Consider the following 20943-nt stretch of genomic DNA (forward strand, 5'->3'; position numbering starts at 1 on the left):
GCGCCTGTTCGGCCGGTCTGGAGCAATTCCAAAACTGATCTAGATCAAAGAGAAAAATTCGCCGCGCCGACATTCTGCGACGATGGCCGACCTGATTGTTTTTCGATGCCCCCAGACGGGCATGAATGTGCAGACGCATCTGGAGAAGCAGCAGATACCGGAGGGACGGAGCTTCGAGTCCTTCGTCTGCCCCGCCTGCACGCGCATCCATTTCATCGACCTCGCCTCCGGCCAACCGATGAACCGGGAACGTTGACGGTGACAATGATCTGACGGACGCCTTGGCATGATGTCCGCAATACTACGGCCCGGAATCCGGTTTACTGAAGCGCGATGTTTCGCCATTGATGGCGATGTACCGACGTTCATTTTATTGTCACATTGCAGCAGCCGGCCAGACGCATGTTCGACGCCTTCGCCCCGTCCTCCGCGCTTCAACTGATCGACTTTGCCGATGTCGATGCCTTTCGGCCGATCGAGTCGATGGAGGACGCTCGAAGCATTCCGCTCGACGTCCCGAACTTCGCGGCCGCTCGCGCCGTCGTCTCTCTGCCGGCGTGCCGCATCATCGTGATGAGATCGTTCGCGCGCATCCTCGACACCGCCTATCGCATGCCGGGCGGGATGGTGATCCTGTCGATGACCGACGACCTTCTGGTCAATTCCAAGGGAATGGATCTCGACGCGCGCTTCTTCGTTGCGCTCCGCGGCAACGACGAATGCCATTTCGTCGAACCCCGCACGAACTATCATGCGATGATCATCTTCTCTCCAGGCCTGAAAGACCGGGGCTGGTTCGATCATGCCGACGATTTGCGGGCCTATGTCGCGAACCGGCCGGCCCTGCTGCACACACGGCAACTCCTGCTCGACATCCTGCGAACCGCGTCGGTGCAGCCGCTCCTGTTCGAGACCACCGAGGCCGCCGCCCATCTCCAGGAAGGCCTGCTGCTCGCGCTCGACGATTTGTTTCGGATCGACGCGCGACCGGAGCGGAGCACCTCGGTCCAGGGCGGGCGGTCGGCCAAGCTCGTGCAGTGGATCGACGAATACGTCGCGGCCTATCCGACCGCTCCGATCTATACGGCCGACCTCGCCGGCGAGTTCGGCGTCTCGATTCGGACGCTCGGCGGCGCAGTCAGCAAGGTGCGCGGCATGAGCCTGCACCAGTACATCCGCCTGAAGAGACTGTGGGCGACACGCGCCCGGCTGCTGAAAGGCGGCGGCGCCACCGTCGCCACCTGCGCACGTGCCCAGGGTTTCCATCACATGGGCGAGTTTGCCGCGGCCTACCGTGCGACCTTCCACGAGGCGCCCTCGGACACGCTGGCGCGGGGGCGGCAGATCGGACTTCCGGCAAGCTGACAACGCACGCCGTGCGACGCTGACCGGCATTGGCGCCAGTTCGGAACATATCCGGAACATCAAGACTGGCGCGCTCGGAAGGATTCGAACCTCCGACCCTCGGAATCGAAATCCGATGCTCTATCCAGCTGAGCTACGAGCGCCCTGGCCCGAATATCGGGCCGCAACCGAGAAGCGCCGGACCGTTGCTGGCGAGCCAGCGTACCGGGCGGCGTTCGGACGCGTTCGAATTAGCAGAGAGGCTGGCCAATAAAAAGCCCTTCCCGTCTCGTTTCGAGACGGGTCAGAGGCGCTCTCACCAGGTCGTGTTGAAGAGGCCGAAATGCGGCTGCTGGGCCACCATCATCGGCCGGCCGTATTGTGGCCCACCAAACTGTGGCCCACCATAATACTGCGGCGCCGGATGCGCCCTTGCGATCTTGCGCTTGGGCTGAGCCCGGGCCGGCGAAGCCGCCGGTATCTCCGCCTGGGCCTGGGCCGTCTTCCTGGCTGCAGCGGCATCGGCCTTCGAGCCCGGCGTAAACTGGGCGAAGGTCTCGCGGACCCGCGCCTTGGCCGACATCTCGGCGAGCGCCGCCGAGGCGGCATCCTGCACCGGCGGCTGAGGCGCAACGACAGCTGCGGCTGCGGTCTTCATCGCGGGCGGGGCAATCGTCGGCTGGGTGGTGTCGAGCACGACGCGCTCAGGCAGGTGCCGATCGGACCGGATCCGGATCAACGGCTGGTCATTGCTTGCGGTCGCGACGACTGGCGTCACGGGCGAGGCCGGCACAACGAAGTTCACCGCAAACAGCAGTGCGAGCAACGCTCCGCCGACAAACATGAAATACCGAAAGATGGGCATTGGCCGCGCTCCGCCCCCCGCAATCCCCGCGTGGGCACTCCGCCTTAACAGGCGATACTATAATTGGTTCCTGGCCCAGCCCTTTGGTTCAAATGGCAACCCCAGGTTTTTCTGCCAAGGCCCGGTAAGGGTAACTTTTCCGCTACCCGAAAATGCCGCCCTTTACGCGCGACGGGCTGCAACCAGCGAACACTTCGCCTGATCGGCATTGACGTTGACGTAGCCGACAGGGATGCGCGCAAAGGTCTTGCGGCTCTTCATGCTGACCGTGTCGGCCAGAACGCGGCTGCGGTCGGTGAGATGACTGCCGTCGCGCCGTGCGAACGCGCAAACGATCGCCAAATCCTTTACGGCATAGTCATTGTCATTTCGCAGCGTGAACGTCACCAGCGCCTTCGAGCCAAGGCCGCCGCGGCGCCAGGTCTGGGAGGAAATCCTGAGACGGTCGAGTTCTGCCGCAGCCTGGGCTTCGGACCCCGGCGTGACCGCAACTGCCGCATCGCCCGAAGGCGCCATCTCGACGGATGCCAACTCCGGCTTCACCGGTTCAGCGCTGTTGCCTTTGGAGAGCGGCAGCAGCATCCAGACGCCGCAGCCCACGATGATGGCGGCCAGCAGCCACAGAATGCTTCGGCCAAATGATACGCTCGCGACCGTCACGACCCGCGCCGTGCGCTCACCAATGGCGGCGAAGCGTCCCAACCCGACCCGCTCAAGCCCTGCGCTCATGGCTGCATCACCGATGGTGGCCGCAACAGGTTCGACGGCGGACGCGGCCACTGCTTACCTTAATCCCGGAGACGAACTAAGGTTCCCGCGCTTCAAGCGAGTCGGCAAGGACGGTGGCGATCACCCTCCGGGGCCGCTAACATGCGCCGCAATATCGAAAGACCCTGTTGGGAGAACATGAAATGCCAATCGCCGTCACCTGGGATCACGTCCATCTGCGCAGCCCCGATCCCGAGACCACGGCGGCTTGGCTGCGCGACATCCTCGGTGGCGAGATCGTGCGCGCGCCCGGACGGATCGACGTGAACCTCGGCGGCGCCAGGATCTTCATCGCCCCGCTCGAGGGCGACAACGCCGTCAGCCCGCCGCCGCCGCATCCGCACCAGGGCCTCGATCATTTCGGACTCACGGTGAAGGACATCGACGCCGTCGCGGCCGAGATCAAGGCCAAGGGCGTCACGTTCACGCGTGAGCCGACGACGATCCGGCCCGGCGTGCGCATCTGCTTCATCCGTGGCCCCGAAGGAATTTCCGTCGAGCTGCTCGAGCGCGACAAGAAATACACCTGACGCGGCGCACGCCACATCGGCCATCAGCGAGACCAGGCGGCGTGCCGCCTGGCGCAGCTAAGTCATGCTGCCGGGCATGAAGCAGCGGATGGTGACGCCCATATAGCCGTAGATCGGCCACACCATGGTACGCCCGACCCGGTTCGGCTCCGAGATCACGGCCTCCTCAGGCACGTCGACCCAGACGAGTTCCTGCTTCTGGCCCTCGAGCGCGTAGCCATAGCGCGGGACGCGGACACGATAGTGCCCGTCCTTGCTGTCCCAGTCGGTGTCCGAGAGCGCCGAGCCGTCGGCATCGGAGCAGCACGGCCCCTTGCCGCTTCGCAGGCCGTCGAACCAGGCCTTCAAATCCGCATTGGTGTTGACGAACTGGCCGCGGTCACGGGCATGCCCGAAGGGGGCTGCTAGCGCGATCAAGGCCGAGGCGCATGCCAGCTTCGTCACGCTTCGCCAGCGTACCGCGCTGCCTATCCGCCGTCGTTCGCTTTTGCAATTCGTGGGACGCGCACTGTACAGACGCGGCTGATCGCCGCCGGAATCGATCCAGTTGCTCACGTTTGTCTTGCTCCAGCACCCCGCGGCCAGTGCAACAATGGTTATGCATTTCGCGGGCCAACTTGATTCGCAACGACGGGCCTCGCCTCATGATGAGACCGTCATAACCGCGTCATAGACAAGCCGGGACAATTACGGTCCGCGCCACGGAATAGCTTGCCGGCCGGCAAACTGCCGCGTTGCGCGAGGGGATACGCTTTGGCATAAAAGCTCTACCGGTTACGCCATTGGGCGATGGTGGCCGGCCTGCGGGACGTTATGAAGAACGGCCTCTATTCGATCCACGTGAACCTGCTCGATGGTCGAGCCGGCAAGGGCAGCGGCGTGATTCTTTTCCGCGACGGCAAGATCCTTGGCGGCGATGCCTACCTCTATTACACCGGCAGCTACGTGGTGAAGGATGACCACTCCTTCAAAGGCGAGGTGCTGGTGCAGCGGCACACCTCACCGCGGGGCGACGACAATCCGCTGTTCGGCGGACCGGCGCCGGTCGGCATCGGCGTCAGTGGGACCTACACGGACACGCGCGCGGAGATGACGGGAACGGCGCTCGTCGGCAAGGCCAGCCTGATTTTCGGCGCTACTCTGCACAAGCTCGCCGAAGTCGACTAGCTATTCCGCAGCCTGCTCGAGCGGCGCCGTGCGCGGCAGGATAATCTGGATGCGCGTGCCCCCGCCCGGCTCGGAATCGAGATCGAGCCGGCCGCCGAGCCGGTTGGTGACGATGCTGTAGACGATGTGCAGCCCGAGTCCGGTGCCGCCCTGGTCGCGCCGCGTCGTGAAGAACGGATCGAAGGCGCGGCGGCGGACGTCGAGCGACATGCCGCAGCCGTTGTCGGAGAAGATGATCTCGACATTGTCCTTGCCGGACTCGCGCACCTGGATGTCGATGATCCCCGGACGCCCGTCGGGAAAGGCGTGCGCCACCGAATTGAGAAACAGGTTGGTCAGCACCTGCCCGTACGGGCCGGGATAGCTGTTCATGGTCAGGTTGGGCTGGCAATCGACGTTGAGCGTCAGATTGTGTTTGCGCAGGCCCGGCCGCAGGCTCATCACCACCTGCTCGGTGAGGTCGCCGAGGTCGAAGCTGCGCTGGTCCGAATAGTTGCGGTCGGCCGCGACCTGCTTGAACGACTGGATCAGCTCGGCGGCGCGGTTGAGATTGGAGACCAGCTGCGAGGATGCGTCGCGGCTGGTGTTGAGGAACTCGTTGAGCGTCGAGCGGCGGAGCTCGCCGCGCTCGACCTCGGACGTGAACATCGCGGTCTTGCGCTCCAGCGCGGAGGCGACCGTCAGGCTGATGCCGACGGGATTGTTGACCTCGTGAGCGACGCCGGCGACCAGCCGTCCGAGCGCGGCGAGCTTCTCCGCCTCGATCAGCGAGGCCTGGGTCTCGCGCAGATTGCGCAGCGCGGTCTCCGCCGATTCCTTGGCTTTGCGCATCTCCTGCTCGCCGCGCTTGCGCTCGCCGATGTCGAGCGCCACCGTGACGATCCGCTCGATCTCGCCCTCGGCATCGAGCAGCGGCAGCTTGTTGACAAGCCATTGGCGCATGTTGCCGGAGGCGTCCTTGTACTCCTCCTCGTAGAAGCCGAGCCCCTTACGGAGCCTCAGCACGCGCTTGTCGTTCTCGTCAGTCTTGGCCGCGCCGTAGCGCGACATCAGGTCCGCGGTGGTGCGGCCGAGCGCATCGCCAGGCTCGATGCCGAAGATGCCGGCCATGTAGCGGTTCATCAGCACATAGCGCAGGTCGCGGTCCTTGACGTTGATGACCGCGGGCACGGTATCGATGACCTGCTGGAGCAGGCGCCGGCCCTCGGCGATGGCGTCTTCCGCCCGCTTCTGGTCGGTGATGTCGCGCAGCGTGCCCTCGTAGCGGATGATCTTGCCCTGCTCGTCCCGCACGCCGGTCGCACTGTCGGAAAGCCAGAGGATGTCGCCGCTGCGCTGGCGCACCTGGTACTCGAACTCGCGCACCATGCCGTCGCGATGCATCAGCCGCTGATACTCGACGCGCGCCTCGGGGTGGACGTAGATCGTATGGGCGATGTCGTTGATGCTGTCGATGAGGTGCTGCGGGCTATCATAGCCCATCATCCGCGCCAGCGCCGGATTGGCGTTGAGGAGGTCGCCGGCCGGCGTCGTCACATAGATGCCGTCGACCGAGCCCTCGAACAGTTTCCGGTAGCTCTCTTCGGCGAGGCGCTGCTCGGTGAGCGCGCGCACCGCCGCCTCGCGCGCGGTGTCGGCTTCTTCCAGCGCGCGGCGGAACACTTCGGCGGCGCGTGCGATGTCGCCGATCTCGTTGTCGACGTCGGCGGACGGGATCGAAGTGTCTTTCTGGCCGGCCGCGAGCGCGCGAATCGATCGTGCGATCTGGGCCAGCGGACGCACCGTCCGCCGCACCACGAAGCCGGCCGCGAGGATGCCGATCAGCACGCCGATGCTGCCGAGCACGATGCTCTGCCACCGCGCCTCCGTGAGCGTGCGGGCGAAATCGCGCGACAGCACATGGCCGCGCCTTGCGCTGACCTCGCGCAGCAATTCGGTGACGCGGCCGATCAGCCGGCCCTCGGTGCCCAGCACCTCGCGGTCGATGTCGGCGATCTGCCGCTCCCGGACGGCGACCGCCATGATCGCCTCGGCGTAATCATTCACGGCCGTCCGGAGCTTGGCGTCGGCGATGTCCATCGTCCGCATGTTCTGCGCGGCCTGCTCGGCCGCGGAGGGATTACGCGCGAGCAGCCCGAGCGCGATCCGGCTCTGCGCCTCGGATAGGCGCGAGGCGAGCTCGCGGTCCGCGGTGCCGGAGACCGCCGCGTCGAACTGGTCGCGCAGCGGCGGCAGGCCGGCAAGCAGCTGGGCGCGGCGGTCGATCAGGGTGGAGATCCGCTCGAGGCCGTTGCGATAGGTCGCAAGGCGCTCGGTGACCCCGTCGATCATGTCCTGCTGCTCGGGCGCGAGCTCGATACGGGTCTTCTTCAGGATGTCGCTGAGCGTCGAGGCCGCCTCGCCCACCTGCTTGAACTGGATGCCGGCGCCGGGGTCGGTGACGAAGTCGCGCGCAGCAAGGCGCAATTCGTTCATGCGGCGGTCGATGTCCTCGGCAAGGTCGCCGACGCTCTGGAGCCGCTGCAATTCGGCGAAGGTCGTGTCGATGTGCCGGATCGCGATCACGCTCGCGGTCGAGGTGACGATGATCACCGCCAGCACCAGGATGAAGCTTCCGAACGTAAGCTGGCCGATGGACAGCGAGAAGATTCGCTTTTTCTCGGGGGGCGGCGTCAAGTCGGCGGACATTGGTGCGTTGAGGGACCGGGCTGTTGGAAGCCCAATATACGACGTATTGCACGCCCGGGGGAACCTGCCTCCCGCCTCGGAATATCCTTAATATCGTGGTTCTCGGCCCGTCCTCCTCGCCGGCTTTATGACGTTTTGACGCTCGCCTGCCGCCAGGCCGGGATCGTCATGGCGGCAACGCCGAGGACGACGCAGGCCAGCCCGATCCAGGCGGTCCGGCTCAGGGTTTCGCCGAGGAAGGCGACACTGATGGCGACCCCGATCGGCACGCGCAGATAAGCCTGCGCGGTGGTCCCGACCGAGCCCAGGGTCTGGATCAGGCGGAAATAGATCGCGAACGCCGCCGCGGTCGAGAACACCGCGAGCGCGAGCAGCGCCAGCACGGAACTCAGCGACGGCGATAGCGTCCAGGGCTGCTCGACAACCAGCGAGGCCGGGATCAGGACGGCCGCGCCCGCCAGCAGCGAGCCGGCGGCGGGCGCCATCGGGTCGAGGCCCCTGAAGCTGCGGCCGAAGATCGCGGCGCAGGCGTAACAGATGGTGGCGGCGACGATCGCCGCCTCCGCGATGAGGCCGCTGCCGATGTCGTGGACGGTATCGACGCCGACGATCAGCAGGATGCCGGCCATGCCGGCGACCACGCCGAACAGCTTTCGCGGTGTCGTCGCCTCGTGGCGGGTCACGACCGCCGTAAGCAGGAAGGTGAAGATCGGCCCGGCCGAGTTGAGGATGGTGGCGAGCGCGGCATCGACATGGCGCTCACCCCAGGCGATCAGCGTCCAGGGGATGACGCTATTGAGCACGGCCTGGAACGCGAAGCGCTGCCAGGTCGCGGCATCCGTCGGCATTTTGATGCCGCGCGCCCGCATGACGATGAGCAGCAGCAGGCCGGCGATCGCGGTGCGCGCCGCGATCAGCGTGATCGGCGGAATGGTGGCGACGCCGAGCTTGATGAAGGTGTAGGAGCCGCCCCACAGCGTTGCGAGCGCGACGAGCAGCACCAGCTCGACGGCGATGTTGGTGTCCTGCCGGTTGTCCATTGTGCGCTCCGTCCATCCCGCGATGGACGGAACCTAGCGCGTCCGCAAGCGTCAATACTTCGCTGCGTGTCGAAGTGTATCAGCCGACCGCGCCGACCTCGAACACCTCGCCGTCATAGCCGGCCTCGCGGGGGATGCGGAGCTGGCGGCCGGTTTCGGTCTTGGTCATCACTGGCATCACCGTGACGATGGACATGCCGCGGGCGTGCTCCAGCGCGGCATCCACGCTGCCCTGCTTGGCAAGCCGGATCAGATTGCGCGTGGTCGGGAACGGCAGCTTGAAGCGGCCGCTCTCCCCGCCCTCCACCGCCTCGCGCGGCGACACCCAGATCGAGTCGGTCGACTCGCGGCCGTCATGCGCGCCGAGCTGGTCCGGGGGCGCCGCGGCCAGGAAGAACCAGGTGTCGAACCGCTTCGGCATGCCCTCGGGCGTGATCCAGTGTGCGTAGGGCACCAGCGTGTCGAGCGCGAGCTGGAGGCCGTTGTCGGCGAGGATGCTGAGGAACGAGATCTTGTGCTCGTTGAGCGCGACGCGATGCTTGTCGGCGAGTTCGCCGGCACGCCTGGCATCGACCGGCGTGCCCGTGTCCTTCGACCGCGCCAGCAGGATGCCGCTCTCTTCAAAGGTTTCGCGGATCGCGGCAATACGAAAGCCGCGGTCCGATTCACTCAGGCCCTCGCCGCCCGAATACAGGTCGGCGCGGGCGACGATCTCGTTGTCGCCGGCATCGACACTGCCGCCGGGAAACACCAGCGCGCCCGAGTTGAACTCGATCTGATGATGGCGGACCATCATGAAGACTTCCACCTCCTCCGTTCCATCACGGAGCAGAAGGATCGTCGACGCCGGGCGTGATGCTGATGTCTCGGCCATTTACCTAACCTGCAGCGCTGGATTGCGGGCCAAGATTGGCGCGCTTGTCGACGCGGGCAACGCGCGACAGCAGATACTCGACCTCGGCCTTCGCCGTCGCCGTGATGGTGGCGCCCGGCTTGCGCTGCGCGCTGGAGGCGATAATACCGCGCTTCTGCAGCACGTATTTGCGCACCGCAAGGCCGGCCCCCGGCTGCTGCTCGTAACGGATCAGCGGCAGATGCGCGTCGAACAGATCATGCGCCGCATCGCGCTTGCCGGCCTTGGAGAGGTTCACGACGTCGATCAGAAGTTCGGGAAAAGCATAGCCGGTCATGGCGCCGTCGGCGCCGCGCTCCATCTCGAAATCCAGGAACGTGCCGCCATTGCCGCAGAGGATCGAGAGCGGCCGAAGCGAGCCGTCTTTCTGGAAGTTGCGCAGCGTCGTGATCTTCTCCAGGCCCGGCCAGTCCTCGTGCTTGAGCATCACGCAGTTCGGATTGTCCATGACGATCTTGCGGATCACCGCCGGCGTGAACACCACCTGCAGGGTCAGCGGATAGTCCTGGAGCACCCACGGCACGTCGGGGCCGATGGCTTCCGCCGCCTGCTTGAAATAGCCGACGATCTGGTCGTCGGTGCGAAGCGAGGGCGGCGGCGCGATCATCACGCCGGCCGCGCCTGCATCCATCGAGGCCTTCGCCAGCGAACGCATGGTGGCAAAGCCCGGCGCGGAGACGCCGACGATCACCTGCATCTTCTTGGCGCGCTTGACGAAGCGAACCGCGACCTGCTCGGCCTCGGCGGCATCGAGCTTCGGCGCCTCACCGAGGATGCCCAGCACCGTGACGCCATCGCAGCCGACCTCCTCGTAGAAATCCGTCAGGCGGTCGATCGAGCGCTCGTCGATCCGGCCGTCGTCGTGGAACGGCGTCGGCGCGATTGCGAAGGTGCCCTTGGCGTCGGCGGTCAGTTTCATCAGTCTCTCTCTTTCTCCGTCATTCCGGGGCGCGCGCAGCGCGAACCCGGAATCTCGAGGTTCCGGGTTCGGCTCTTCGAGCCGCCCCGGAACGACAACAACGGCTAAAACCGCCGCGCCCCCATCTTGATCTGCTCCTCGGAGAAGAAGATCTCCTTGGCATGATCGACGATGTCCTGAGCATTCCAGCCCGAGTGCGGCGGTTTCCAGCCTTCCATTTCCATCATCCGCATTTCGCGCACGCCGCGGGGCCCGGACACGCCCAGCACCTTGCCGGTCTGGTCGCCCGACAAGTCGCTGACCATGTATAGCACGGCCGGCGCGATGCCGTCCGGCCCGAGCGCCGCCGAGGGGTTCTCCTTATAGCGGGGCAGGTCTGCGGTCATGCGGGTCAGGGCGCCCGGGGCCAGCGTCCAGATCCGGATGTTGTACTTGCGGCCCTCGATCGCCAGCACGTTGGACAGGCCCCAGATGCCGCCCTTGGCCGCGCCGTAATTGGTCTGCCCGAAATTGCCGATCAGCCCTGATGTCGAGGAGGTGTTGACGATGACGCCGCCACCGTTTTCCCGCATCCAGCGAAACACCGGCATGGTGCAACAAAAGGTACCCTTCAGGTGCACCTTGATGACTTTGTCCCAGTCGGCCTCGGAGGCCTTGGCAAAGGTCTGGTCGCGCAAGATGCCGGCATTGTTGACGAGGATGTCGGCGCGGCCGAAATGCTTGATGGCGTCGTCGAACACCGACTGGCCGCCCTCCATGGTGGAGATGTCGGCGCCGTTGGCGACCGCCTTGCCGCCTTCCGCCTTGATCGCGTCCACCACGAGCTGTGCAATCGACTTGTCGGCGCCGGAGCCGTCGCGGGGGCCACCGAGGTCATTGACGACGACGGATGCCCCTTCCCGCGCGAACAGTTTCGCGTAGGCCTCACCGAGCCCGCCGCCCGCACCAGTGATCAGCGCGACCTTGCCGTCGAGTAGTCCCATGGTGGCTTCTCCCTGTTTTATTATTGTCATTCCGGGGCAGCGCGCAGCGCTGAACCCGGAATCCAGAGGTTGTAGCTCGAGATTCCGGGTTCGCGCTTCGCGCGCCCCGGAATGACGGAGGCAGCTAACCCAGCACCGTCTTGCCGTTCTTGATCACGGTGACGCCGCGCGACTTCACCTTGGCTTCGAACGAGATCGTGTTGCCGTCCTTCCAGAGGTCCATGGTCACGGTCTCGCCGGGATAGACCGGGGATGAGAACCGCGCGACGTGCTGGCGGAAGGCGGAGGCGTCGTAATCGGCATAAGTCTGGAGCACGCCGCGGCAGGTGATGCCGTAGGTGCACATGCCGTGCAGGATCGGGCGCGGGAAGCCGGCCTTCTTCGCAAACTCAGGATCTGAATGCAGCGGGTTGCGGTCGCCGCAGAGCCGATAGACCAGCGCCTGGTCGGGACGCGTGACGATGTCGATCGTCTTGTCGGGCGCGCGCGCCGGGATCTTGTGCGGATCGGGCTGGGTCAGGTTCGGCCCGCCAAAGCCGCCGTCGCCGCGAGCGAAGCGCGAAGCGACCAGCGTCGCCAGCTTCTCGCCCTTCCCGTTCTTCAGCACGGTCTGGTGGCTGATCACCACACCCTTGTCCTTGCCCTTGTCGTAGACCTCGAGCACGGAGGAATCGGCGGTGATGTTCGCGGCCACCGGCAGCGGCTGGTGAAAGGTGATGTCGCGCTCGCCATCGACCACCATCACGCGGTTGAGGTTCATCTCGCCCGGCCCCGAGCCCCACGCCGCGACGGAAGCAAAGGTCGGCACCACCTTCAGCGGCCGCGGCGTGAACGTGCCCTCGTTGACGAAGGCGAGTTCGTTCTCGTCCATCGGATCGGCACCGAGCCCGATGCCGTAGGCGTAGAGCATCACCTCGCGATCGGTGTAGGCGTATTTCTGGCCGATGTTCTTCAGGCCTTTGAGTTCTTCATATCTGGCGGACATTTTTTGGTTTCCTCCCGGCATTCTTAGCGAGCAGCGGCGCTCGTTAATGTGCCCTCTCCCCTTGTGGGAGAGGGCCACGAGAACCGTGCGGTAAACTCGTTTGGGTGAGGGGTTAGCTCCGCATCGAAAGTCTTTCCGCGGAGCGATACCCCTCATCCGGCGCTTCGCGCCACCTTCCCCCACAAGGGGGGAAGGAAGAATTCGTAGGATGGGTAGAGCGCATCAGGCCGGCGTGAAGAACGGCAGCGGAGCGCCGTCGGTCGGCTTGAACACCACTTTCACCTTCTGGCCGATCTTCAGCTTCTCGAGATCGCAATCGACGAAGTTGGTCTGCACCGAGGGGCCTTCCTTCAGCGTGACGTAGCCGATGGCGTAAGGGCCGGTCGGCGACTTCCGCATCAGGCTCCAGGTGTAGATCGTGCCCTCGCCCGAAGCTTCCTCCCACACCGTCTTGTCGGAGTAGCAGAACGGGCAGATCGAACGCGGGAAGTAGTGCGCCTCACCGCAGGCGGTGCAGCGCTTGATCATGAACTTGCCCTCTTTCGCCGCATCCCAGAACGCAGCGGTCTCCGGATTGGTCACCGGTGCCGGATACTTTTTCGCTTCACTCATCACGCGCGCTCCAGAATGGCCGTCGAGGCGGCGTGGCGAACGCCCAGAAGGCCGCCGGTGCCGTGGGCGATGGCGAGGTCGCAATTCTTGACCTGCACCTTCGGATGCGCCTCGCCGCGCAGCTGCCTGACGGCCTCGATGATCTTGGTCATGCCGCCGCGGTTGACGGGATGGTTGCTGCAGAGGCCGCCGCCGTCGGTGTTGAACGGCAGCTTGCCGACGCCCGAGATCAGATTGCCGTCGGCGACGAATTTTCCGCCCTCGCCCTTCTTGCAGAAGCCGAGGTCCTCGAGCTGCATCAAGACGGTGATGGTGAAGCTGTCGTAGATCGAGGCGTATTTGATGTCCTTCGGCGTGATGCCGGCTTCCTCGAACGCCCGCGGGCCGGACCAGATGCCCGCGGAGTATGTGAGATCGAGATCCTTGCCGCCGCGCGGTCCCTTCATCGCCTCGCCATGGCCGATCAGCTTGACCAGCGGCTTCTTCAGGCTCTTGGCGATCTCGGGCGTGGTCACGATCAGCGCGCCGCCGCCGTCGGAGACGACGCAGCAATCCATGCGATGCAAGGGATCGGAGATCATCGGCGAATTCAAGACGTCCTCGACCGTGACGACGTCCTTGAGCATCGCATGCGGATTGTATTGCGCGTGATGCGAAGCCGCGACCTTGATCCAGGCGAGCTGCTCGCTCGTGGTGCCATAGTCGTGCATGTGGCGCATGGCACACATGCCATAGGCATTATGCGTGGTCGCGCCGTAAGCGGACTCGAAATCGGCTTCCGCGCCGGCCGCGCGCGGCGGCATCACGCCGGTGCGCGGTTTCCCGGCGAGCGTGATCAGCGCGATCGAGCACTTGCCCGCCGCGATGGCTTCAGCGGCATGGCCGAGATGGATGATGTAGGAACAGCCGCCGGTCTCTGTGGAATCAACGTGGCGGAGCTTTTTCGTGTTCAGGCCGAGATAATCGACCATCGGCCAAGCGCCGCCGGGTGCGTCGCCCGCACAGAAATAGCCGTCGACATCGTCCTTGCTGAGCCCGGCATCCTCGATCGCGCCCTTGGCGACCTCGGCATGGAGCTGCGCGGTGGATTTGTCCGGCGCATGCCGGGTCGGGTGTTCGTAGATCCCGGCAATGTAGGCCTTGCCCTTGATGGTCAAACTCAGGTCTCCGCTCGCGTTTCTTCTTGGCTCTTTTTTCTGAACCCCGGTGGCCTGATTGGCAAGCGCGGAAATATTCCGTCGGGCGAGAGGGCAGCGGGTGGGCGCAAGTGGGCGATATAGCCCGCCGTCGATCACAGCCCCGTCAATGGTGGATCTCCAGAACAATGATCGGCATCGGCGCCGTGCCGCTCCAAGCGGTCGCGACGTAGCAGTAACTGTCAGGATAGTCGTCGAGACTGAAGCAATCAGCGTCCCGGGCTATCAGCCGCCCCTTCACCTCGGTCTTCCAGAACGAAAAGCGGTCGGCGGCCGATATCCATCGCAACGGCTTTCCAACGTCCGCGACCACGAAACTCGCACCGTCCCGCAGAAGCAGCTCGATCTCAGCCGCGCCCACTCTTTGGTCAGGCCGGACATCCAACAGACCTTCGCTGTTCCAAAGCTCGGTAAGCGGCAGGCACGTCACGATGCGCCAAGCAAAATCCATATTCGACCACAGGTCCATTTCAGCGCGGACAGCCTCACGTCGCCGCTCCAGCCAGGCAGAATCCTAAAGGTGTTTTGCCCGACGGCACAAGCGATTTTCGTTTTATCGAAAGAACCCGTTGTACGAAGACAACCCCATGCACAGTAGAACGGCGATTGATATCAAACAGGAAATCGCGAGGGGGATCTGCCTAACCCAACCGACGTCCCTCTCCTGCGATCAAGCCGCGCTCGGACGCGCGCGATAGCGGAACGCGGTCACCGCGGCCAGGATCAGGCCGAAGACGAGAAAGACCGCGCCGCCCTTCACGCCAAAACTGTTCTGGTATTGGGCTTCGGCCGCGTCGTCGACGATCAGAGGCCGCGCATCCGGCCTGCCTGAGAGATAGCGGATCCTGGTCTGCCTGACCGTCTGGACGCCGTTCCGCGTGATCTGCCGCCAGAAGGCCGGGCTGATGTGGGTCGGCCCGTAGCTTTGCTGTTGTCCGCTCTTGTCGGTCCACGCCAGGGTAACGAGATAGCTCGGCGCGTCGCCGGCTTTGTTCACTTCACCGTAGGCACGCGTAATGTCGGCGGTGGCCTCATCGCCGTGGTCGAGGATCTCCTTCAACGTGCTTTGCTCGAAATAGGAGGTCACTAGCATGTAGCCGCCGAATGGAAGCATCACGGCGGCCAAGATCCCGAGGATGAAAGGAAAGGGCCGCCGCGATCCGGCGGCGATTGCGGCGCTTCCCGGCCCGCTTCGACGCGCCGACCATGCCTGCCATCCGATCACGAGCACCAGCATCACGGCGCAGATACCTGCTCCCGCCGCCATAAATCTGGACGTGGACCGGATATGGCTCAGATGATCGTCGATATCCTCGACGATCACAGGAAGCGATGAATCATCGTCAACGGCCTGAATGGGGACCGTCAGGAGCTTGAGCTGATTGCCAACCGTGATGCGCGCCGCATAGGCGGCGCTGACCGCGATGCCCTTGCGCTCGCGCTGAACGCCGTCCTTTCCGATCCATTGCAATCCGATCGACAGATTTTCGTCGACATAGCGGGGCCAGAACCCGTCGAACACGAACGGAAATCGCGTCGAGACGACTTCAGCGGACGTGATCTTGCCCGTGGTGCCGTAGCCATCACGCATGACACGTTCGATATCATGCTGATTCCAGTACATCCCCAAGGCCGCCAATACGCCAACGGCGACCAATACAATCAAGACACCGCGCAATGACATCGATCGTCGCTCCGCATAGCGCACGACCGCATCACCCGCCGCGCGCCACTATCGCAAGTTGCTGATATCGCGCGGTCACAACCCTTGTCAAACGTAGGTCTTGTAGGGTGGGCAAAGCGAAGTGTGCCCACCTCTTCTGACTCAATCCTGGTGAGGTGGTGGGCACGGCGCTTCGCGCCTTTGCCCACCCTACGGGACTTGCCCTACTCCGCCGCGATCTGCCGTGGCGCGGGCGGCGGGCTCGCCAAGTCCGCGGCGAGCTGGGCGTAGCGGGCCTTGGCGTCAGCGACGGCCTTCTCCTTCACCGGGCCGTAGCCGCGGATGCGGTCGGGCAGCGAGAGCAACTCCACCGCGGTGTCGATCGTGAGCGGCGACAACAGGCCGAGCACGGTGGCGACGTCCTTTTCGTAGCCCACGATCAGGTCGCGCTCGAGCTTGCGGTCGGCGCTGCGGCCGAAGATGTCGAGCGGGGTGCCGCGCAGGAACTTGAACTTCGCCAGCACGCGGAAGACCTTCAGCATCCACGGGCCGAAGGCGCGCTTCTTCGGGCGGCCCAGGGCATCGACGCCGGACGCCAGGATCGGCGGCGCGAGATTGAAGCTGAACTTGAAATCGCCCTCGAACTGGTCGCGGAGCTGCTGCTCGAAGGCGCCGTCGGTGAAGAGGCGCGCGACTTCGTATTCGTCCTTGTAGGCCAGCAGCTTGGCGTAGTTCACCGCGACCGCGCGCGGCAGCGCGTCGTCATAACCGCCTTGCCTCGCGGCATCGCGAACCTGATCGACCAGCTTGCGATAGCGTTTTGCCAGGCGGCCGTTCTGATAGGCGGTCAGATGCTTGGCGCGATGCTCGACGATCTCGTCGAGCGTCATCGCATCCAGCGTCTTGGGTGCGACAACCTCGCCCGTTCCCTTCAGCATGCCCGCAAGACGCTCGGGATCGGCGACCGCGAGGCGACCGAGGCGGAAGGCTTCCTTGTTCATCTTGATCGCGACGCCATTGACCTCGATCGCCTGCTCGATCGACTCCGCCGCCAGCGGGAAGAGCCCCTTCTGATAGGCGTAGCCCATCATCATCATGTTGGTAGCGATGCTGTCACCGAGCAGCTGCTCGGCGGGCTTGGTGAAGTCGAAGAAGACGGAGTCCTTGTGCAGTGCCGTCTCCAGCAATCCGTTCAGCTTGCGCGTCTGGAAGTTGAAGTCGCGGTTGAGGACGAAGTCGGCGGTGGGAATGACGTGGCTGTTGATGATGCCGCGGGTGCGGCTGCTGTCGCAGAGCGAGATGGTGTCCTTGGCGACCGCGACCACCTCGTCGGCAGCGAGGACGAGATCGGCCGTGCCGGTGACGATGCGCGAGCACGTTACCTCAGCCGGATGATCGGACAGGCGGACATGGCTCAGCACCGCCCCGCCCTTCTGCGCGAGGCCCGACATGTCGAGGATCATCGAGGCCTTGCCCTCGATGTGGGCGGCCATGCCGAGCAGCGCGCCGATGGTGAGCACGCCGGTGCCGCCGACACCGCCGACGGCGATGTTGTAGGGCTTGTCGAGCGTCGGGCGCGAGGCCGGCTCGGGCAGCGCGCCGATCTCTTCAAGCTCGGCCGGCGCACGGTGGCGCGGCGCGCCGCCGTCGACGGTGACGAAGGACGGGCAGAAGCCCTTCACGCAGGAATAGTCCTTGTTGCAGGACGACTGGTTGATGGCGCGCTTGCGGCCGAACTCGGTCTCCAGCGGCTCGACCGAGATGCAGTTCGACTGCACCGAGCAGTCGCCGCAGCCTTCGCAGACGGCCGGGTTGATCATGACGCGACGCGCCGGATCCTCCATCAGGCCGCGCTTGCGGCGGCGGCGCTTTTCGGCGGCGCAGGTCTGCACGAACACAATCGCCGAGGTGCCCTTGTACTCGCGGCACATCTTCATGACGTTGTCGAGTTCGTCGCGGTGATACTTCTTCACGCCGGGCGCGATGGTGTCGGCGGGATAGGTGTCGGGCGCCTCCGAGACCAGATAGATCTCGCGGATGCCCTCGGCGTGGAGCTGGAAGGTGATCTGCTGCGGCGAGAGATCGCCGTCATGGCGCTGGCCGCCGGTCATGGCCACCGCGTCGTTGTAGAGGATCTTGTAGGTGATGTTGGTCTTGGAGGCGACCGCCTGACGGATGGCGAGCAGGCCAGAGTGGAAATAGGTGCCGTCGCCGAGGTTGGCGAAGATGTGGTTCTCGTTGGTGAAGGGCGCGATGCCGACCCACGGCACGCCCTCGCCGCCCATATGCGTGAACGTCTCGGTCGAGCGGTCCATCCACAGCGCCATGAAGTGACAGCCGATGCCGGCCAGCGCGCGGCTGCCTTCGGGGACCTTGGTCGAGGTGTTGTGGGGACAGCCGGAGCAGAAATACGGGGTGCGGGAGACAGGCGCGGTGGCCTGCATCTGGGTGGCCTGGCGGCCGTTGAACCAGTCGGCCTTGACGCGGAGCATCTCCGCGATCTCTGGGTTGAGATTAAGTCGGAGAAGGCGCTCGGTGATCGAGGTCGCAAGCGAGGCGACGCTGAGCTCGGCGGCAAAGGTCAGGAAGCGCTTGTCGTGCTCGTCCATCTTGCCGACGATGCGCGGGCGGACGTCGTCGCGCCAGTTGAACAGCTCCTGCTTGACCTGGTTCTCGACGATCTCGCGCCGCTCTTCGATGATGAAAATCTCTTCGAGCCCGACCGCGAACTGGCGCACGCCTTCCGGCTCCAGCGGCCAGGGCATGCCGATCTTGTAGAGACGGAGACCGATCTTGGCGGCGACCTCCTCGGTGACCCCGAGCTCGCGCAGCGCCTGCCGCACGTCCTCATAGCTCTTGCCTGAGGCCATGATGCCGAAGCGCGCGTTCGGCGAATCCATGGTGACGCGGTTGACCCTGTTGGCGCGCGCGAAGGCGATCGCGGCAAAGCCCTTGTAGTCCTGGAGGCGGCGGTCCTGCTCGAAGCGGTCGTCGGGCCAGCGCAGATTGAGGCCGCCGGGCGGCAGCTCGAAATCGGGCGGGATGATGAAGGGCTTCATCTCGTCGGTGAGGTCGATCTCGGCGGTGGTCTCCACCGTCTCCGTGATCACCTTCATGCCGACCCAGCAGCCCGAGTAGCGCGACATCGCGATCCCGAGCAGGCCCATCTCGATCATCTCGTGGATGCTGGACGGGTAGAGATACGGCATCAGCGCCGACATGAAGGCGTGGTCGGACTGATGCGGGACGGTCGAGGATTTTGCGCCGTGGTCGTCGCCGGCCAGACACAGCACACCGCCGTTCTTGGCCGAGCCCGCGGCATTGCCGTGGCGGAACACGTCGCCGCAGCGATCGACGCCGGGGCCCTTGCCGTACCAGATGCCGACCACACCGTCATACTTGGCGCCGGGCGAGAGATTGAGCTGCTGCGAGCCCCAGACGGCGGTCGCGGCCAGGTCCTCGTTCACGCCGGGCTGGAACTTGATGTTGTACTGCTCGAGATGCTTTCGCGCCGCAAAGAGCTGCTGGTCGTAGCCGCCGAGCGGCGAGCCGCGATAGCCGGAGATGAAGCCCGCGGTGTTGAGGCCATTGGCGCGGTCGCGCCGGATCTGGGCCATGGGCAGGCGAACCAGGGCCTGGATGCCCGTGGTGAAGACGTGTCCGGTGTCCTGGGTGTATTTTTGATCGAGACTGATCGGACCCTGGTTGATTCCCATGCTGTCCTCTTTCCACGCCCTGTTCAGGTCTTTGTCACTCAACGTCGCTTAAGCCGTTGCCTGCCCGTTGTTTTTAGCTAGGGCGCGCCGACCATCTCCGCCACTCTATGTCGGATATTTAACGCTCCGCACCACAAATCTGGACCAAAGCGAGCGCCAGGTAAAAATCGCAATTTCGTGGCTGCAAAGGCATCAGGCATTTTCAATTTGTGTCACCATACCCCCGCCGTCGCGAAATGAATTGATGCCCCCGTCACGCAGGCGACGTCGATTGGTCGCAGGAAAGGCTCTCGATGCGGACGATTCTGGCTGGCCTGGCTGTGGGTTTGGCGTTGTGCAGTGCGGTTGCAGGCGCGGCCCTCGCCGCCGAACCGTCGCCGGAGCTGATCGCCTATGGCAAGACGCTGGTCGAGGCCGGCGACTGCGCGGGCTGCCACACCGCCGATCCGGCCAAGCCGTTCGCGGGCGGAAAGCGCATCGACACGCCCTTCGGCGCGATCTATGCGCCGAACCTGACGCCCGACCGAGACACCGGCATCGGCGCCTGGGCGGATGCCGATTTCACCCGCGCCCTCCGCTATGGCGTCGCGCCCGACGGCTCGAACTACTATCCGGCCTTCCCCTATCCCTACTTCACGAAGATGACGAAGGACGACACGCTGGCGATCCGGGCCTATCTCGGCACGCTCGCGCCCGTCGTGAGCCGCAACAAGCCGCCGGAGTTGCGCTGGCCGTTCGGTTACCGCGGCCTGATGCGGATCTGGAATGCCATGTATTTCAAGCCCGGCCTGTTCGAGCCGGACCAGAGCCAGAGCGCGGCGTGGAATCGCGGCGGCTATCTCGTCACCGGGCTCGGCCATTGCGGCGCCTGCCATACGCCGAAGAACTATTTTAGCGCGGACAAGCAGGCGCAGGCATTCGCCGGCAACGAGATCGGCGGCTGGTACGCCCCAAGGCTCGATGGCGCGCCGCGCACCGGGCTGAAGTCGTGGAGCGTGGAGGACATCGCCGAATATCTGCAGAGCGGCCGCAATGCCAAGAGCCATGCCGACGGGCTGATGGCGGAGGTGGTGGTCAACTCGACCTCGAAGATGAGCGACGCCGATGCGCGCGCGATCGCGGTCTACCTGAAGGGCCTGCCGCCGGCGCGGCGCGAGACGATCGTGACGCCGCCTGACGAAGCCGAGATGAAGGCCGGCCAGGCGGTCTATGCCAAGCTCTGCATCGCCTGCCACGAAGCCGACGGCACGGGAGCGCCGCGCATCTATCCGCCGCTGCCCGCCAACGCGCTGCTGCAATCGGTCAATCCGTCCTCGACGTTGCGCATCATCCTCGACGGCGCTCGCACCCTGACCACGCCGCGCGCGCCCAACACCGGCGAGATGCCGGCCTATGCCAAGCAATTGTCCGACGGGGAGATCGCGGCGGTGACGAACTACATCCGCAATTCCTGGGGCAATTCGGGCCCGCTGGTGACGCCGGCGCAGGTGGCCAAGGCGCGGAAGCAACCGTAGCCAGCTCTCTCTCCCGTCATTGCGAGCGCAGCGAAGCAAT

General features: G+C 64.9%; 19 protein-coding genes and 1 tRNA gene. 5 read left to right on the forward strand and 15 right to left on the reverse strand.

Annotated features, from left to right (window positions below):
• The first annotated feature begins 82 nt into the window (after positions 1-82).
• Together ACE10W_RS23560 and ACE10W_RS23565 are read left to right on the forward strand one after the other, a co-directional pair.
• Positions 83-256 (forward strand): zinc ribbon domain-containing protein, encoded by a 174-nt coding sequence (locus tag ACE10W_RS23560; protein WP_011088072.1) that lies wholly within the window; start codon positions 83-85, stop codon positions 254-256.
• Positions 257-402: 146 nt separating this feature from the next.
• A complete protein-coding gene (locus ACE10W_RS23565; RefSeq protein ID WP_060912565.1) occupies positions 403-1365 on the forward strand; it encodes an AraC family transcriptional regulator in 963 nt (320 codons plus the stop codon).
• A gap of 66 nt (positions 1366-1431) precedes the next feature.
• Here ACE10W_RS23565 and ACE10W_RS23570 read toward each other — a convergent pair.
• From ACE10W_RS23570 to ACE10W_RS23580, 3 genes are all read right to left on the reverse strand, one after another.
• Positions 1432-1508 (reverse strand) — tRNA-Arg (locus ACE10W_RS23570).
• A 152-nt stretch (positions 1509-1660) separates the two neighbouring features.
• Complete coding sequence (locus ACE10W_RS23575) at positions 1661-2209, reverse strand: hypothetical protein (RefSeq protein WP_110116343.1); 549 nt, start codon at positions 2207-2209, stop codon at positions 1661-1663.
• A 162-nt stretch (positions 2210-2371) separates the two neighbouring features.
• Positions 2372-2938, reverse strand: coding sequence for a hypothetical protein (locus tag ACE10W_RS23580; protein WP_038967079.1), 567 nt, complete (start codon positions 2936-2938; stop codon positions 2372-2374).
• A gap of 182 nt (positions 2939-3120) precedes the next feature.
• Between ACE10W_RS23580 and ACE10W_RS23585 the strand changes: the two genes are divergently transcribed.
• Entirely contained in the window at positions 3121-3507 is a 387-nt protein-coding gene (locus ACE10W_RS23585) for a VOC family protein (RefSeq protein ID WP_110116345.1), read from the forward strand.
• A gap of 57 nt (positions 3508-3564) precedes the next feature.
• Here the strand turns inward: ACE10W_RS23585 and ACE10W_RS23590 are convergent, their stop codons facing one another.
• Positions 3565-4062 carry a hypothetical protein gene (locus ACE10W_RS23590; RefSeq protein WP_011088082.1) on the reverse strand — a complete coding sequence of 166 codons (498 nt, stop codon included), beginning with the start codon at positions 4060-4062 and terminating at the stop codon, positions 3565-3567.
• A 258-nt stretch (positions 4063-4320) separates the two neighbouring features.
• Between ACE10W_RS23590 and ACE10W_RS23595 the strand changes: the two genes are divergently transcribed.
• Positions 4321-4674: a GrlR family regulatory protein gene (locus tag ACE10W_RS23595; RefSeq protein WP_028171426.1), complete on the forward strand. Its 354-nt coding sequence runs from the start codon at positions 4321-4323 to the stop codon at positions 4672-4674.
• Here ACE10W_RS23595 and ACE10W_RS23600 read toward each other — a convergent pair whose 3' ends face one another.
• The 11 genes from ACE10W_RS23600 to ACE10W_RS23650 all read right to left on the reverse strand — a co-directional run bounded on the left by ACE10W_RS23600 (position 4675) and on the right by ACE10W_RS23650 (position 19389).
• Positions 4675-7362: a PAS domain S-box protein gene (locus ACE10W_RS23600; protein ID WP_011088084.1), complete on the reverse strand. Its 2688-nt coding sequence runs from the start codon at positions 7360-7362 to the stop codon at positions 4675-4677. It abuts the gene before it with no gap.
• A gap of 125 nt (positions 7363-7487) precedes the next feature.
• Complete coding sequence (locus tag ACE10W_RS23605; RefSeq protein ID WP_182871938.1) at positions 7488-8402, reverse strand: DMT family transporter; 915 nt, start codon at positions 8400-8402, stop codon at positions 7488-7490.
• Positions 8403-8481: 79 nt separating this feature from the next.
• Positions 8482-9276 carry an NUDIX domain-containing protein gene (locus tag ACE10W_RS23610; RefSeq protein WP_028171423.1) on the reverse strand — a complete coding sequence of 265 codons (795 nt, stop codon included), beginning with the start codon at positions 9274-9276 and terminating at the stop codon, positions 8482-8484.
• A 4-nt stretch (positions 9277-9280) separates the two neighbouring features.
• Complete coding sequence (locus ACE10W_RS23615; RefSeq protein ID WP_011088087.1) at positions 9281-10234, reverse strand: dihydrodipicolinate synthase family protein; 954 nt, start codon at positions 10232-10234, stop codon at positions 9281-9283.
• A 104-nt stretch (positions 10235-10338) separates the two neighbouring features.
• Positions 10339-11217 carry an SDR family oxidoreductase gene (locus tag ACE10W_RS23620; protein ID WP_182871939.1) on the reverse strand — a complete coding sequence of 293 codons (879 nt, stop codon included), beginning with the start codon at positions 11215-11217 and terminating at the stop codon, positions 10339-10341.
• Between the two features lie 124 nt (positions 11218-11341).
• On the reverse strand, positions 11342-12202 hold the full coding sequence (locus ACE10W_RS23625) for a MaoC family dehydratase (protein ID WP_060912571.1): 861 nt from the start codon (positions 12200-12202) through the stop codon (positions 11342-11344).
• Positions 12203-12424: 222 nt separating this feature from the next.
• A complete protein-coding gene (locus ACE10W_RS23630; RefSeq protein WP_182871940.1) occupies positions 12425-12814 on the reverse strand; it encodes a Zn-ribbon domain-containing OB-fold protein in 390 nt (129 codons plus the stop codon).
• On the reverse strand, positions 12814-13971 hold the full coding sequence (locus tag ACE10W_RS23635; protein WP_182871941.1) for a thiolase domain-containing protein: 1158 nt from the start codon (positions 13969-13971) through the stop codon (positions 12814-12816). The genes ACE10W_RS23630 and ACE10W_RS23635 overlap by 1 nt, the downstream gene beginning before the upstream one ends.
• A gap of 145 nt (positions 13972-14116) precedes the next feature.
• Positions 14117-14479 carry a hypothetical protein gene (locus ACE10W_RS23640; protein ID WP_011088092.1) on the reverse strand — a complete coding sequence of 121 codons (363 nt, stop codon included), beginning with the start codon at positions 14477-14479 and terminating at the stop codon, positions 14117-14119.
• 201 nt (positions 14480-14680) lie between these two features.
• On the reverse strand, positions 14681-15694 hold the full coding sequence (locus tag ACE10W_RS23645) for a hypothetical protein (RefSeq protein WP_244651770.1): 1014 nt from the start codon (positions 15692-15694) through the stop codon (positions 14681-14683).
• 203 nt (positions 15695-15897) lie between these two features.
• Positions 15898-19389 (reverse strand): indolepyruvate ferredoxin oxidoreductase family protein, encoded by a 3492-nt coding sequence (locus ACE10W_RS23650; RefSeq protein WP_011088094.1) that lies wholly within the window; start codon positions 19387-19389, stop codon positions 15898-15900.
• Positions 19390-19682: 293 nt separating this feature from the next.
• Between ACE10W_RS23650 and ACE10W_RS23655 the strand changes: the two genes are divergently transcribed.
• Complete coding sequence (locus tag ACE10W_RS23655; protein WP_060912576.1) at positions 19683-20903, forward strand: cytochrome c; 1221 nt, start codon at positions 19683-19685, stop codon at positions 20901-20903.
• Positions 20904-20943 lie beyond the last annotated feature (40 nt).

This window comes from Bradyrhizobium sp. B025, from assembly GCF_042257955.1.
Lineage (GTDB): Bacteria > Pseudomonadota > Alphaproteobacteria > Rhizobiales > Xanthobacteraceae > Bradyrhizobium > Bradyrhizobium diazoefficiens.

What these genes read in the sequence shown, in the direction of transcription:
- ACE10W_RS23560 (WP_011088072.1), top strand. Translation starts at nt 83, where the DNA reads ATGGCCGACCTGATTGTTTTTCGATGCCCCCAGACGGGCATGAATGTG.
- ACE10W_RS23565 (WP_060912565.1), top strand. Translation starts at nt 403, where the DNA reads ATGTTCGACGCCTTCGCCCCGTCCTCCGCGCTTCAACTGATCGACTTT.
- ACE10W_RS23575 (WP_110116343.1), bottom strand. Translation starts at nt 2,209, where the DNA reads ATGCCCATCTTTCGGTATTTCATGTTTGTCGGCGGAGCGTTGCTCGCA.
- ACE10W_RS23580 (WP_038967079.1), bottom strand. Translation starts at nt 2,938, where the DNA reads ATGAGCGCAGGGCTTGAGCGGGTCGGGTTGGGACGCTTCGCCGCCATT.
- ACE10W_RS23585 (WP_110116345.1), top strand. Translation starts at nt 3,121, where the DNA reads ATGCCAATCGCCGTCACCTGGGATCACGTCCATCTGCGCAGCCCCGAT.
- ACE10W_RS23595 (WP_028171426.1), top strand. Translation starts at nt 4,321, where the DNA reads ATGAAGAACGGCCTCTATTCGATCCACGTGAACCTGCTCGATGGTCGA.
- ACE10W_RS23600 (WP_011088084.1), bottom strand. Translation starts at nt 7,362, where the DNA reads ATGTCCGCCGACTTGACGCCGCCCCCCGAGAAAAAGCGAATCTTCTCG.
- ACE10W_RS23605 (WP_182871938.1), bottom strand. Translation starts at nt 8,402, where the DNA reads ATGGACAACCGGCAGGACACCAACATCGCCGTCGAGCTGGTGCTGCTC.
- ACE10W_RS23610 (WP_028171423.1), bottom strand. Translation starts at nt 9,276, where the DNA reads ATGGCCGAGACATCAGCATCACGCCCGGCGTCGACGATCCTTCTGCTC.
- ACE10W_RS23615 (WP_011088087.1), bottom strand. Translation starts at nt 10,234, where the DNA reads ATGAAACTGACCGCCGACGCCAAGGGCACCTTCGCAATCGCGCCGACG.
- ACE10W_RS23620 (WP_182871939.1), bottom strand. Translation starts at nt 11,217, where the DNA reads ATGGGACTACTCGACGGCAAGGTCGCGCTGATCACTGGTGCGGGCGGC.
- ACE10W_RS23625 (WP_060912571.1), bottom strand. Translation starts at nt 12,202, where the DNA reads ATGTCCGCCAGATATGAAGAACTCAAAGGCCTGAAGAACATCGGCCAG.
- ACE10W_RS23630 (WP_182871940.1), bottom strand. Translation starts at nt 12,814, where the DNA reads ATGAGTGAAGCGAAAAAGTATCCGGCACCGGTGACCAATCCGGAGACC.
- ACE10W_RS23640 (WP_011088092.1), bottom strand. Translation starts at nt 14,479, where the DNA reads ATGGACCTGTGGTCGAATATGGATTTTGCTTGGCGCATCGTGACGTGC.
- ACE10W_RS23645 (WP_244651770.1), bottom strand. Translation starts at nt 15,694, where the DNA reads ATGTCATTGCGCGGTGTCTTGATTGTATTGGTCGCCGTTGGCGTATTG.
- ACE10W_RS23650 (WP_011088094.1), bottom strand. Translation starts at nt 19,389, where the DNA reads ATGGGAATCAACCAGGGTCCGATCAGTCTCGATCAAAAATACACCCAG.
- ACE10W_RS23655 (WP_060912576.1), top strand. Translation starts at nt 19,683, where the DNA reads ATGCGGACGATTCTGGCTGGCCTGGCTGTGGGTTTGGCGTTGTGCAGT.